This is a genomic window from Peribacillus sp. NPDC096540, assembly GCF_050278525.1.
Lineage (GTDB): Bacteria > Bacillota > Bacilli > Bacillales > DSM-1321 > Peribacillus.
In genome coordinates this window covers 37,156-49,846 of record NZ_JBNNTG010000029.1, presented here as the reverse complement: position 1 = coordinate 49,846, position 12,691 = coordinate 37,156, and the positions used below count along the sequence as shown (strand labels likewise).

Annotated in this window: 11 protein-coding genes and 1 pseudogene; all 12 read left to right on the top strand. The window is 39.9% G+C overall.

From position 1 onward, the window contains the following. The first annotated feature begins 11 nt into the window (after positions 1 to 11). The gene (locus ACQKMR_RS21400) at positions 12 to 1,181 is read left to right on the top strand and encodes a CamS family sex pheromone protein (RefSeq protein WP_427699133.1); all 1,170 of its coding nucleotides are present in this window, start codon (positions 12 to 14) and stop codon (positions 1,179 to 1,181) included. 310 nt (positions 1,182 to 1,491) lie between these two features. Continuing rightward, positions 1,492 to 2,529 (top strand): annotated as a pseudogene (locus ACQKMR_RS21395) (transposase). Positions 2,530 to 2,724: 195 nt separating this feature from the next. Further along, entirely contained in the window at positions 2,725 to 4,272 is a 1,548-nt protein-coding gene (pruA, locus tag ACQKMR_RS21390) for an L-glutamate gamma-semialdehyde dehydrogenase (protein ID WP_427699132.1), read from the top strand. Between the two features lie 273 nt (positions 4,273 to 4,545). Further along, complete coding sequence (gatC, locus tag ACQKMR_RS21385) at positions 4,546 to 4,836, top strand: Asp-tRNA(Asn)/Glu-tRNA(Gln) amidotransferase subunit GatC (protein WP_053344220.1); 291 nt, start codon at positions 4,546 to 4,548, stop codon at positions 4,834 to 4,836. A 12-nt stretch (positions 4,837 to 4,848) separates the two neighbouring features. Next, the gene (gene gatA, locus ACQKMR_RS21380; protein ID WP_427699131.1) at positions 4,849 to 6,309 is read left to right on the top strand and encodes an Asp-tRNA(Asn)/Glu-tRNA(Gln) amidotransferase subunit GatA; all 1,461 of its coding nucleotides are present in this window, start codon (positions 4,849 to 4,851) and stop codon (positions 6,307 to 6,309) included. A 12-nt stretch (positions 6,310 to 6,321) separates the two neighbouring features. Next, positions 6,322 to 7,749 (top strand): Asp-tRNA(Asn)/Glu-tRNA(Gln) amidotransferase subunit GatB, encoded by a 1,428-nt coding sequence (gene gatB, locus ACQKMR_RS21375; RefSeq protein WP_427699130.1) that lies wholly within the window; start codon positions 6,322 to 6,324, stop codon positions 7,747 to 7,749. A gap of 182 nt (positions 7,750 to 7,931) precedes the next feature. Then, positions 7,932 to 8,474 carry a sigma-70 family RNA polymerase sigma factor gene (locus ACQKMR_RS21370; protein WP_427699129.1) on the top strand — a complete coding sequence of 181 codons (543 nt, stop codon included), beginning with the start codon at positions 7,932 to 7,934 and terminating at the stop codon, positions 8,472 to 8,474. Further along, complete coding sequence (locus ACQKMR_RS21365) at positions 8,471 to 8,938, top strand: hypothetical protein (RefSeq protein WP_427699128.1); 468 nt, start codon at positions 8,471 to 8,473, stop codon at positions 8,936 to 8,938. The genes ACQKMR_RS21370 and ACQKMR_RS21365 overlap by 4 nt, the downstream gene beginning before the upstream one ends. Continuing rightward, positions 8,931 to 10,001: a hypothetical protein gene (locus ACQKMR_RS21360; protein ID WP_427699127.1), complete on the top strand. Its 1,071-nt coding sequence runs from the start codon at positions 8,931 to 8,933 to the stop codon at positions 9,999 to 10,001. Before ACQKMR_RS21365 ends, ACQKMR_RS21360 begins: the two co-directional genes overlap by 8 nt. Beyond that, positions 9,998 to 10,927: a LiaF transmembrane domain-containing protein gene (locus tag ACQKMR_RS21355; protein WP_427699126.1), complete on the top strand. Its 930-nt coding sequence runs from the start codon at positions 9,998 to 10,000 to the stop codon at positions 10,925 to 10,927. The genes ACQKMR_RS21360 and ACQKMR_RS21355 overlap by 4 nt, the downstream gene beginning before the upstream one ends. A gap of 184 nt (positions 10,928 to 11,111) precedes the next feature. Then, a complete protein-coding gene (locus ACQKMR_RS21350) occupies positions 11,112 to 12,026 on the top strand; it encodes a diacylglycerol kinase (RefSeq protein WP_427699125.1) in 915 nt (304 codons plus the stop codon). 63 nt (positions 12,027 to 12,089) lie between these two features. After that, positions 12,090 to 12,665 carry a GNAT family N-acetyltransferase gene (locus tag ACQKMR_RS21345; protein ID WP_427699124.1) on the top strand — a complete coding sequence of 192 codons (576 nt, stop codon included), beginning with the start codon at positions 12,090 to 12,092 and terminating at the stop codon, positions 12,663 to 12,665. Positions 12,666 to 12,691 lie beyond the last annotated feature (26 nt).

Sequence of the window (12,691 nt, the reverse complement as noted above, 5' to 3'; positions counted from 1 at the left end):
GAGGTGTAGTTATGAGGAAACACTCTATTTTGGGGATGATTCTTATACTACTTCTTGCTGGATGTGCACCTAGTTTTGAGGATAAGCAAGAGGTAGTTCAAGACTCCAAAAGTGATAAAGATACAGCAATTATTCCGAAGTATAAAATTTCGGAAGAATATTATCAAACGATTCTTCCGTTTGAGCCATCAAAAGCCCGCGGTTTGGTCGTTTCGAATTTAAATACTCGATATGATATCGAAGAGTTTGAAAATGGACTGATGCGGTTGGCCCAAACTCAATTTGACCCGAAAAATTACCTATTTCAAGAGGGGCAAATGCTCGACAGTTCCACGATATCATCCTGGTTGAACAGAGAATATACCGATAGTCAGTTGAAAGAAAAGGACATGAAAGCCTCAAAGAACCTTGGCTTGAATCCGGTTGATCCAGGTAAAGGTGACATTGCTAAGCGGAATGAAGAAAATCCGATCTATCTTGCCCATATTTTAGAACATAATTACTTGGTAAAAACAAAAGATAATTCAGTGAAGCTTGGCGGAGTTGTAATAGGTCTTGCGCTGAATTCAGTGCATTACTATCAAAAAGAGGCATACGGGGCAACCTATGAAAAGAAAATTGATAGTAAAGAACTAAAACAAGAAGGGGAGAAAATTGCTGCAGAAGTCTTAAAAAGGCTGCGTAAAATGGACAAGCTGAAAAATGTCCCGATTACGATTGCCTTATTCGAGCAAAATGAAAAGTCTTCAGTAGTCCCTGGGAATTTCATTTCCTATACCAATATCGATAAGAACTCTGACAATATTGGAAAATGGACAAACTTAAACGAAGAATACTTCCTATTTCCTTCGGCAAGTGCAGAAAAAAAATATCGGGATGACGTCAACACATTCACAAATTTTAAAGAGGATGTTGAAGAATATTTCCCTAACTTTAATGGAGTTATCGGCAGGGCATTTTATATGGATGACCAATTACAAAGCTTGAACATCGATATCCCTATCCAGTTTTATGGAAACTCGGAAGCGATTGGCTTTACACAATATGTAGCTGGTCTTGTAATGGAACGTTTCCCTAAATATATTGCCGTACAAGTATCGATCACTTCTGTAAATGGACCCGAAGCACTTATTGTTCGAGAGGCAAATCAAGATGAACCAACCGTGCATATATACGAATAAAAAAAGATGAAGCTTAACAAGCTTCATCTCAGACTGTAGACAAACTCGATAATAATTGAGTTTGTCTACAGTTTTTTTAGGTTTTTAAAATTTGACTGTTGATTTCCACTCCAGGCACTCGCTTTCCGCGGGTGGGCCGGGAGCCTCCTCGGCGCCATTGCGCCTGCGGGGTCTCCCTTGGACACACTTTCCCCGCAGGAGTCTCGTACCTTCCGTTCCAATCAACTTTGTTTTAACATTTAGATTGAACTCCTTTTTCCTACAGTCTTTTTAGTTTTAAAATAGAAGTATAAAACTTGAGGTGATAAGGATGCTTTCTAAACATGATTCTATTCAGCGATATCAACTTGAAATGATTGCTTTGGATCAACTGGTGCCAGCGAACCATTTGGTTCGTAAAATGGAGGCAGCCATTGACTTCACTTTCATTTATGATTTGGTGAAAGATATGTATTCAGAGGTAGGTCGCCCAAGTATCGATCCAGTTATTTTAGTTAAACTGACATTCATTCAATATACCTTCGGTATTCGTTCAATGCGTAAAACGATTGAAGAAGTTGAAACAAATATGGCCTACCGTTGGTTCTTAGGTTACGGTTTCTATGATAAAGTGCCGCACTTCTCAACATTCGGCAAAAATTATGAGCGACGCTTTAAAGATCCAGACCTGTTTGAACAGATATTCTATCGCATCTTAATGAAAGCTGCCGATAGAAAGTTAATAAGTGCAGAACACGTATTTGTCGATTCCACACATGTGAAATAGTGCGAATAAGCGGAAATTTGAAAAGAAATTCGTTCGCAAGGAAACACGTGTGGACATCAAGAAGAAATAAATCAAGACCGTGAAAACTATAATAAAAAACCTTTTCCCCCAGATAAACTTAATAAGGAAGAAACCAAAGAAATTAAACAAAGTACAACTGACCGTGAGAGTGGCTACTATGTCAAAGATGAACGAACAAAGCAGTTTGCCTATTCATTTCACGCGGCCACAGACCGCAACGGTTTTGTACTTGGAACGATTGTAACACCTGGAAATACGCATGATAGTCATATATTAGAGCCACTTGTTGAATAAGTGATTGAGAAAGTCGGAAAACCCGAAGCCGTTGCCGCAGATGCAAAAGAAAAGCATGGTATGCGTTGGACTACTTTAAGGGGACTTAAAAAATTGTCGATGCAGGCGATGCTCACTTTCGCTGCCATTAATTTAAAGAAGATGGCCAATTGGACATGGCAAGGTCCAAAAATGGCCAACTCTCTTAACCTTGGGCCAAAATTCAAAGGGAATCTCAAAAGGGGTTCGGAATTTTTTATTTCCGAGCCCCTTTTGTCTACAAACTGAGATGAAGCTTAACAAGCTTCATCTTTTTTATTTGGAACAATCCAGCCATGAGTAACCTTAACAAAATGGCTTTATGCTTGGCTATTATTCCTGAATACAATTATCTTATTTATACATAATTTGAAGAGTTTGACAGTTTTAGTTAGAATAAGATTGATAGTGTTGAAAAGTTATTTAAAACAGGGAGGGATTGTTTTGGTGCAATTGTATAAACATGAACCGTTTACGGATTTTTCTCAAGTGGCAAATAGCGAGGCGTATCAACAGGGGTTAGGCATGGTGAAAACATACTTAGGTCAGAATTATGATTTAGTCATTGGTGGAGAGAAAATCTCTACAGAAAATAAAATTATTTCTATTAATCCAGCTAAAAAAGAAGAAGTGATAGGCTATGTATCGAAAGCCAATCGTGATTTGGCTGAGAAGGCGGTTCAGGCAGCGGATGCGGCCTTTCAGACATGGCGTAAGGTAAAGCCTGAAGTAAGGGCAGATATACTGTTCAAAGCGGCAGCTATTGTCCGACGGAGGAAACATGAATTTTCGGCCTTGCTGACGAAAGAAGCTGGCAAGCCTTGGAATGAGGCAGATGGTGATACGGCTGAGGCTATCGATTTCTTAGAGTTTTATGCAAGGCAGATGCTCAAATTAAAAGACGGAATTCCTGTACAGAGCAGACCGAATGAAAATAATCGCTATGATTATATTCCACTAGGAGTGGGAATTATTATTTCCCCCTGGAATTTTCCTTTTGCTATTATGGCAGGAACGACTGTTGCAGCCATCGTAACGGGGAATACGGTTCTGTTAAAACCGGCTTCGACTACTCCAGTTATCGCAGCTAAATTTGTGGAGGTGATGGAGGAAGCAGGCCTGCCTAAGGGTGTATTGAACTTTGTTCCGGGGAGCGGTTCAGAAGTAGGCGATTATCTTATCGATCACCCCCGCACCCGCTTTGTTTCATTTACAGGATCTCGTGAAGTAGGTACGAGAATTTATGAACGTGCGGCAAAAGTGAATGAAGGCCAAATCTGGCTGAAGCGGGTGATTGCGGAAATGGGTGGCAAAGATACGATTGTTGTCGATAAGGATGCGGACCTTGAATTGGCTGCTCAATCGATCGTGAATTCGGCTTTCGGTTTTTCCGGGCAAAAGTGTTCAGCTTGTTCAAGGGCTGTCATTGTAGCAGAGGCATATGATCAGGTGCTAGAGCGTGCTTTAGAGCTGACAAAGGAATTGTCCGTTGGAAATCCAGAGGATGGTGCAAACTTTATGGGACCGGTCATCGATGATCAAGCTTATAAAAAAATCATGGAATACATTGAAATTGGGAAACAAGAAGGCCGTTTAGCTTTGGGTGGTAAGGGTGATGATACGACTGGTTATTTCATTGAACCAACGATCATTGCCGACCTTGATCCGTATGCCCGGCTCATGCAAGAAGAGGTTTTCGGCCCAGTTGTTGCTTTTTCGAAAGCAAAAGACTTTGATGAAGCGATTGAGATTGCAAATAATACGGATTATGGCCTGACGGGAGCAGTGATTACGAATAATCGTGAACATATGGAAAAAGCACGTGACGATTTTCATGTGGGAAATCTCTACTTCAACCGTGGATGTACAGGCGCAATTGTAGGATATCAGCCGTTTGGAGGCTTTAATATGTCAGGTACAGACTCAAAAGCAGGAGGACCTGATTATCTTGTTCTTCATATGCAAGGAAAAACGACTTCAGAAGCATATTAATGGAAATGTAATCCCTTCCTAGTTAGGAAGGGATTTTTGCAAGAATCGAGAACATTTGACTAATTTGACTCCTTCTTGGAATTCCCCCGGAAATTTCGGCAACTTTCTCATATTTCCCGGAAAATACTTCTTTTTCTTTAAGAAATATTTGAATTTCGACATGGTATCTCTTGTTGCTTTACTGTGCAATAGTTTGATATGATTTAAACGATGATTTTATGGAGAAAAGCGACTATTTTAGTCGATTTGGATATTTTTTCGGAGGTGAAGAGAATGTCACGAATTTCTATGGAACAAGTAAAACACGTTGCCCATTTGGCTCGTTTGGCAATTACGGAAGAAGAAGCAGAACAGTTTCAGAATCAGCTTGAACAAATGATTTCGTTTGCGGAGCAGTTGAATGAACTTGATACGGATCAGGTAAACCCGACTTCTCACGTTTTGGATATGAAAAATGTAATGCGCGAAGATGTTGCAAAACCAGGATTACCAGTAGAAGAAGTAGTTAAGAATGCACCGGATAGCAAAGAAGGATATATCCGTGTGCCAGCCATTATGGAATAAGGAGGGACAATGATGTCGTTGTTCGAACAAAAAGTTTCCGAGCTTCATCAACGTTTACATAATAAAGAGATCAGCGTTACTGATCTTGTTAACGAATCGTATAAGCAAATCGGACAGGTAGAAGACAAGGTGAAGGCATTTTTGACATTAGACGAAGAAAACGCCCGCAACCAAGCAAAACAATTGGATGACCAATTAGTAAAAGGCGAGGGTCGAGGCGCCCTGTTTGGCATGCCAATCGGTGTGAAGGATAATATTGTTACTAAAAATTTACGGACGACTTGTGGGAGCAAAATTTTGGAGAACTTCGATCCAATCTATGATGCAACCGTTGTTCAAAAATTACAGCAGGCAGAAACGGTGACAATTGGAAAATTGAACATGGATGAATTTGCGATGGGTTCTTCAAATGAGAACTCAGCATATCAGGCAACACGCAATCCATGGAATACGGATTATGTACCAGGTGGTTCTTCAGGTGGCTCAGCTGCATCTGTCGCTTCTGGTGAAGTCTTATTCTCATTAGGTTCTGACACAGGTGGATCGATTCGCCAACCAGCTGCATACTGCGGAGTTGTCGGTCTAAAGCCTACATATGGACGGGTTTCCCGTTTCGGACTTGTGGCGTTTGCTTCTTCATTAGACCAAATCGGTCCGGTGACAAGAACGGTTGAAGATAATGCATACCTTCTTGAAGCGATTTCAGGCGTCGATCCAATGGATTCCACATCTGCTAACTTGGACGTACCGAATTTTGTGAATTCATTAACAGGCGATGTTAAAGGGCTGAAAATTGCAGTTCCTAAAGAATACCTTGGTGAAGGTGTTGGGGAAGAAGCACGTAATTCTGTGCTTGAAGCTTTAAAAGTATTAGAAGGACTTGGAGCTGTATGGGAGGAAGTTTCCCTTCCGCATTCTAAATATGCCCTAGCAGCATATTATTTGCTTTCTTCATCAGAAGCATCGGCAAACCTTTCCCGTTTTGACGGCGTTCGCTTCGGTCACCGTACGGATAATGCAGAAACCCTAATTGAAATGTACAAGCAAACTCGTTCGGAAGGATTCGGTGACGAAGTAAAACGCCGTATCATGCTTGGAACTTTCTCCTTAAGCTCTGGTTACTATGATGCTTATTATAAAAAGGCTCAAAAAGTACGTACACTGATCAAAAAAGACTTTGAAGATGTATTTGAAAAATATGATGTAATCGTTGGACCGACAACACCTACACCAGCTTTCAAAATTGGTGAAAAAGTTGCCGATCCATTAACGATGTATGCGAATGATATTTTAACGATTCCAGTCAACCTTGCTGGGGTACCAGGTATTTCTGTACCTTGTGGTTTCGCTGCTAATGGGCTTCCACTTGGTTTGCAAATGATTGGTAAGCATTTTGATGAAAGCACGATTTACCGCGCTGCTCACGCATTTGAGCAAGCAACAGATTTTCATAAACAATTTCCTAAGCTGTAAGGGGTGAAAAAAATGGACTTTGAAACGGTAATTGGTCTAGAAGTACACGTAGAATTAAAAACAGATTCAAAAATTTTCTCATCGAGCCCGAACCAATTCGGTGCCTCTCCAAATAGCAATACGACTGCAATCGATCTTGGCTATCCAGGTGTATTGCCTGTCGTCAATAAAAAGGCTGTTGATTTTGCAATGAAAGCTGCTATCGCGCTAAATTGTGAAGTGGCAGAAATCACGAAATTTGACCGGAAAAACTATTTTTATCCAGACAATCCGAAAGCTTACCAGATTTCTCAATTCGATCAGCCAATCGGTGAACATGGCTGGATTGAAATCGAAGTTGGTGGCAAGAAAAAGAAAATCGGCATTACCCGTATTCATATGGAAGAAGATGCTGGTAAGCTGACACATAAAGGGAACTATTCACTTTGTGACTACAATCGCCAGGGTACGCCGCTTGTTGAGATCGTATCCGAGCCGGATATCACTTCTCCTGAAGAAGCGTATGCTTATCTGGAAAAATTGAAATCCATTATTCAATACACGGGTGTTTCCGATTGTAAAATGGAAGAAGGCTCACTTCGCTGTGATGCTAACATTTCCTTGAAACCAGTTGGGCAAAAAGAATTCGGTACGAAAACTGAATTGAAAAACTTGAACTCATTCAACTTCGTGCGTAAAGGGTTGGAGCATGAAGAAATCCGACAAGCTGAAGTATTGAATGAAGGCGGCGTAATCGAACAGGAAACACGTCGTTTCGATGAAGCTACAGGTAGAACAGTTCTAATGCGTATTAAAGAAGGCTCTGATGATTACCGCTATTTCCCGGAACCAGATTTATTGACAATCCATATCGACGAAGAATGGAAGGCACGCATTACTGCGGAGATTCCAGAACTTCCAGATGCACGAAAAAAACGTTACGTTGAAGAATTTGGTTTACCAGAGTATGATGCTGCTGTTTTAACGGTAACAAAGGAAATGGCTGATTTCTTTGAAGCAACGGTTGCTTCAGGTGCTGACGCTAAACTTGCATCGAACTGGATCATGGGTGAGGTTTCTGCTTTCTTAAATGCAGAAGGGAAAGAGCTTCATGATGTGGCGTTGACTGCTGAATCATTGGCAGGAATGATCAAACTGATTGAAGATGGTACAATTTCTTCTAAAATCGCGAAAAAGGTATTCAAAGAGTTGATCGAAAATGGTGGTAACGCAGAAACGATCGTTAAGGAAAAAGGACTTGTCCAAATTTCTGACGAAGGTGCATTACGAACAGCGGTTGAAGAAGCTTTGAATAATAACCCGCAATCAATTGAAGATTTTAAAGCTGGTAAACAAAAAGCAATCGGCTTCCTTGTCGGACAAATCATGAAAGCGACAAAAGGCCAAGCTAATCCACAACTTGTTAATAAAATTTTGGTTGAAGAAATCAATAAACGTTAATAATTGACCGTATCACTTTTCTAAGTGATGCGGTTTTCACATGGTTATAAAGAATTTTACGAGGAAATACTGGAACTTATGAGTTTGAAATTAATTTTATATTTTTTTTGGAGTTATCTGTAGGGGTAACTCCTTTTTGTGTCGTCTAATATATGAATGTTTAAATGAAAGGAGGGAGAGAAGTGACAGATGAGTTAGTGGAGAAGGTGAGAGGTGGAAATGATCATGCTTTCCGGATATTGATAGAAACGTATAAGGAGACGATTTTTAGAACCGTCTATTCCGTTTTACGCAATCAAAAGGATGCAGATGATGTCACCCAGGAAGTCTTTATCAAAATCTATACTTCTCTTCCTCAATATAAAAATCAAGGTTTTAAAACATGGATTACGCGTATTGCCGTCAATCATGCAATAGATTTGAAGAGAAAGAAAGAAAGGCAAAAGGAAGATTTACATGAAGAACAGCCCTCGGAAGCTCATTTAGGCTTATCAGATGATGTTGAGGCAGTATTTTTTCGAAATGAAAGGCGAAAACAAGTATTACGGAAGCTGAATGACCTTCCGGAGGGGTATCGTGACGTTGTGTATGGCTATTACATAAAAGAAAAAACATTCCAGCAAATTGCAGAGGAACAGCAGATTCAAGTCAAATCTGTTGAGGTAAAGCTATATCGGGCAAGGAATTGGATGAGAAAACATTGGAAAGAGGAGGATTTTTCATGAACCATGTTTCTGAAGCAGAGTGGATTACTTATTTGGCGGATGAGATGCCTGATGCTCTAAAAATAGAATATGAAAATCATTTATACTCCTGTGATGAGTGTTTAGCAGTCTATATGGAGGCTATGGAAAGAGCCGAATCTAGTCTGAACGTTGAAGATCTTGATATTGCAGATTCTGTTATGGACTCGATTGCTCAACTAAATAAAGTATCTTTTGAAGAGGCTAAGCAAATCAGAAAAGAAAAATCTCTTAGAACGATTACAAGGCATTACCTGATTGCTGCTGGTTTTACGATTCTATTAATGGCTGGCGGAGTTTTTCAATCCCTGACTGAATACGTTGATTCTGTGGAATCAAGTACTATAAAGGAAAATCAGACCTTAACTGATGATCTTATTGATAAAACGTTTAATTGGATGGACTCTATTGAAAAGAAAAATAAGGAGGGGTTTAGAAATGAATAAAAGTCCGATAATAGCTTTTTTGTTATCATTTCTGCCAGGTTTTGGTCATTTTTACATAGGTAGGAGATATAAAGGTTTATTTTATTTTCTGGCCACGCTTGGATTAGGGCTGGGAGGCTTTTTTCTTACATTGATTAGTCAAGTGGAAGCGTTTCTTGCCTTTTCTATTATAGGAATGGTGTTTTATTTTATCAGTATATTTGACTTGGTAGTTACCTCTCTAAGAAATCCTAAAAGCGAAACGGATGCAGGGGGAATGGTGGATCAGTCGGAAACAGAAAGATTCTATGTAATTGTCCTTTCATTCGTGCCTGGTCTCGGACATTTTCAGCTCGGCCTCATGAATCGGGGACTCATTTTTCTCATTGGCTTTTTAGGCCTTGGCATTATGGTGATGTTCATCAGTGTGATGACACAAATGGAGGGTCTGTTAATATTCATGGCTCTATTGCCGGTTATCTGGATTTACAGTTTTTTTGATTCTGTTCAACAGCTGAATAAAAAGCAACGGGGTGAGGAGCTTATTGATCGGACCGTGTTGGAAGATTTCGAGGAGAGACGGGAATCCGGGAAGAAGAGTAAATCGGTCGCGACTTTATTCGCCATTTTCCCTGGGGCAGGTCATTTATATTTAGGACTGCAAAAACGCGGAATCCAATTGATGGCCGGCTTTTTATTCGCCATTTATATATTGGATTTATTACGTTTAGGTTTCTTCTTTTTCCTTATTCCGATCATCTGGTTTTACAGTTTTTTCGATGGATTGCAAAAAGCGTCTAAAATGGGGGAAGGACCTGTTGAAGATACGCCTATTATTTCGGGAATTGTCAATCAGCAAAAATGGGTAGGACTTGGTTTGGTGGGTATAGGAATTTATTTCTTGGCAAGTAACATTATCGTTCCGGCAATTGCACCTCATTTAGACGAATGGGTTGGAAGCAACTTAGAATATTGGTTTAGAGATTATTTTCAAAAAGGACTCGTGTGTATCCTTCTTATAGCTGGAGGAATTAAATTGTTAGCTGGAAGTAAAAAAGCGAGAGACAAGGAGGAGACAAAATGAGAACATGGAGAGTCGGAACGATTTCAATGGGAGTCTCTCTGGTTGGTTTAGGTATGATTTTACTGATTTCTCAAATTACAAATATGAATATGACGACGATTCTTCTATCTTGGTGGCCGTTACTTTTTATAATTTTGGGAGTCGAAATTCTCTTCTATATCTATTTTTCCAGAAAAGAAAGTTCCTTTGTAAAATATGATATTCTTAGTGTTTTTTTCGTAGGATTGCTTGGAACGACGGGAATTGGTTTAATTCTGCTGACATCAAGTGGAATAATGGATCAAGTTAGGGCAGCCGTACAAAGCGAAGAAAAAACAGTGAATTTACCTGGGTTCAATGAAAAGGCTGGGAAAGAAATTCAGAGGGTCGTTCTAGATTCTGGATCATACCCATTGACGGTTGAAAGTGGGACCAATGAGGAAGTTTCTATATTCGGGACGTATGATGAACTTGCAACAGCAGATGCTGAATCCCGGTTGAAAAAGACGGAAGATTATTTAATGGTTGAGAGAAACGGTGATACCCTTTATATCAGCTTCAAGGATTTACCGGTTCAAAATGGTCTTTTAGGAGAAGGCAGGACGAATCTCAAGGCTACTCTTATTATCCCAGCAAAATTGAAATTAGAGATTAACGGACAAAGCACAGATCTTGTCTTAAAGCCAAGACAGCTTTTAAGTAATTGGAGTGTAAATGATAGCAGTTACCTTAGTGTATACCTTCAAGAAAATAGTGATATCAAGATTGAAGCAAGAGGTGTCGAGGAGCTCGAGGGACCTGAAAACAGCTGGAAAACGACCAAGGTAAAAGCAGAAGACACAAATGAAGAAGGCACTGAAAAAAAGAATGGTACACTAAAGTCTGGAAAAGGGAATCATATCTTAACGGTCTCCGATACGTATAGCGTGAATGTTCATTACCCATAAATTTAAACCATTTACTAGAATAAAATTGTAAAAAGCTTTATAATTTCCCTGATAAGATTTCTAGAAAAAAAGCCTATAAAGAATTGGGCCGATATGCGGTCCTCTTTTTTTCGAATATTGCTTTTCATGTAGTGAACGATTAATATGTAATTTATGGAATCAATTTGTATAAGGATGATGGGAAATGAAAAGAGCAAGGTTGATTTACAACCCGACATCAGGCCGGGAAGCCATTAAGAAGAGTTTACCAGGGGTGCTTGCAAAGCTTGAAGCAGCCGGATATGAGGCTTCTGCACATGCGACGACCGGTGCTGGTGATGCAACGAATGCAGCTAAAATTGCCATTGAACGCGGCTATGATATTGTCATTGCAGCAGGGGGCGACGGAACGATTTATGAGGTTGTTAATGGACTGGCCACTGCAGAAAAACGCCCAAAACTAGGAATTATTCCGACAGGAACGACGAATGATTTCGCGCGAGCGCTGCATTTACCGAAGTCAATCGAAGGGGCAGCTGAGATAATTGCCAGTGGACATACGATGCCAATCGATATTGGAAAAATGAATGATAAATATTTCATTAATATTGCTGGTGGGGGTCGATTGACGGAGTTGACCTACGACGTGCCAATCAAGCTGAAAACAATGCTTGGGCAGCTAGCTTACTACATTAAAGGGATTGAAATGCTGCCTTCTATCAAACCGACAGAAGTATCGATTGAATATGATGGAAAGCTTTTCGAAGGCGAGATTATGCTATTTTTAGTCGCCAATACAAATTCGGTCGGCGGCTTCGAAAAACTCGCTCCGGACGCATCCCTAAATGACGGCATGTTCACGTTACTTATTTTGAAAAAGGCCAATCTTGCTGATATTGTCCGAGTCGTAACTTTGGCAATGCGCGGCGAACATATACATGATAAAAATGTCATTTATGAAAAAGCAAATCGAATCAAAGTAACTGCAAAAAAAGACATGATGCTTAATTTGGACGGGGAATTTGGTGGCATGGCCCCAGCTGAATTCGTGAACCAGTACCGTCATTTTGATGTATTCATCCCGGAAGGAATATTGCCGGACGATCCAACAAATAAATAATGAAAAGAAGGTCACTAAAGTGGGTGACCTTTTAATTTTAATCTAGCAAGGAGAATGGGTAACGTGTACATTAGAAGAGCAACACCAGAAGACGCAGAAAAGGCAGCATTATTAACAAGGCTTGCAATAAAGGAAATAGCAGAGGCGTTAACCGGCGAAACAGAAGAAGAAACAATACTGGCTGTTCTTGCCGATTTTTTTAGAAAAAGTGGAAATCGAATGAGTTATGAAAATACGTTTGTTAGTGAACATAACGGGGAAGTATCTGGACTGATCATTGCCTATCATGGAAAAGATGCCAAAGGATTAGATGAACCAATAGTTGAAGAATTACGGCGTAAAATGAAAGATTCGAGCATTACACTCGACAAGGAAGCAGAGAGTGATGACTTTTATCTGGATACATTAAGTGTTGACCCGAATTTTCAAGGAAAAGGAATTGGAAGTGCACTGATTCAATATGTTGAGGAGTACGCTAAGGAAAAAGGCTACCCAAGGGTTTCCTTAGTCGTTGAAGATGTGAATGAAGGGGCAAAGCGTCTCTATAACAGGTTAGGATATAAAAAAATAAAAACTATTGAGATAAGTGGCTTTGAATTTGGATATATGGTAAAAAAATTAGAAGAACCCCTTGTTTAACAGGGGGTCCTTTTTTTGTGTTATTG